This is a genomic window from Salinimicrobium oceani (genome assembly GCF_012037645.1).
Genome location: NZ_JAAVJR010000049.1, coordinates 1 through 938 on the forward strand (window position 1 = coordinate 1; position 938 = coordinate 938).

A 938-nucleotide genomic window follows, 5' to 3' on the forward strand; every position below is an offset into this window, starting at 1 on the left:
AGCCCGGCATGCAAATTTCTTATTAGAATTACTACTGAAACTTTAAATCCTGAAATTTAATTTTATTTTTACAGCAAACAAATAAAACCTTCACAATGAAAAAAGCATTATTCTTCCTGTTCCTGATCTTTATCGGATTCCATTCTCAGGCCCAGGAAAAAACTGACCTTCACCAAAAAGCAATTGAACTTATTAAAATGACCTCGGGGCAGCAATTTGACGTTATGTTGGATCCAATTGTAAAGATGGTGCCAGAGGATAACAGAAAAGCCTTTAAGGAGGAAGTGACCACAAGCCTGGAAAGTCTTTATGGACAAATGGCTCAGGTTTATACAGAAGCATTTACAGAAGCCGAAATTGATGAGATCCTCGCATTTTACCACACTCCGGTAGGGAAGAAAATGAGAGAGATCACACCTGAACTTACCAGAAAAGGAATGGAAATAGGTCAACAGTGGGGTCAGGAACTGCAGCCAATTATGATGAAATATATGCAGCAGTAGAAATTCTAAAAGTTTTTATAGCAAGGTCCGTCCCTCCAGGCGGACTTTTTTTTATTCGCCTTTCTTCCGGGAAAGCTTTACTTTTACTTGAAATTTTTATGATATGCCTACAATTGATTGGAAAACCGCAAAAGAATACGAAGATATCACCTATAAAAAAAGCAACGGGGTAGCCCGAATTGCTTTTAACCGTCCGGAAGTTAGAAATGCCTTCAGACCAAAAACGACCAGTGAATTGTACGATGCATTTTACGATGCGCAGGAGGATACTTCAATAGGAGTAGTGCTTCTTTCTGCGGAAGGACCATCACCTAAGGACGGAATCTACAGCTTTTGCAGTGGAGGCGACCAAAAAGCCCGTGGTCATCAGGGTTATGTAGGTGAGGATGGAATGCACCGGTTAAACATCCTGGAAGTGCAAAGGTTGATTAGGTT

Annotated in this window: 2 protein-coding genes; both read left to right on the forward strand. The window is 40.4% G+C overall.

Features of this window, described 5'->3' with window-relative positions; genetic code table 11:
- Positions 1–95 precede the first annotated feature (95 nt).
- Positions 96–503, forward strand: coding sequence for a DUF2059 domain-containing protein (locus HC175_RS15275; protein WP_168025486.1), 408 nt, complete (start codon positions 96–98; stop codon positions 501–503).
- A 103-nt stretch (positions 504–606) separates the two neighbouring features.
- Positions 607–938, forward strand: a 332-nt coding sequence (locus HC175_RS15280; RefSeq protein ID WP_235942638.1) for an enoyl-CoA hydratase-related protein, incomplete at its 3' end; no start/stop codon positions are given.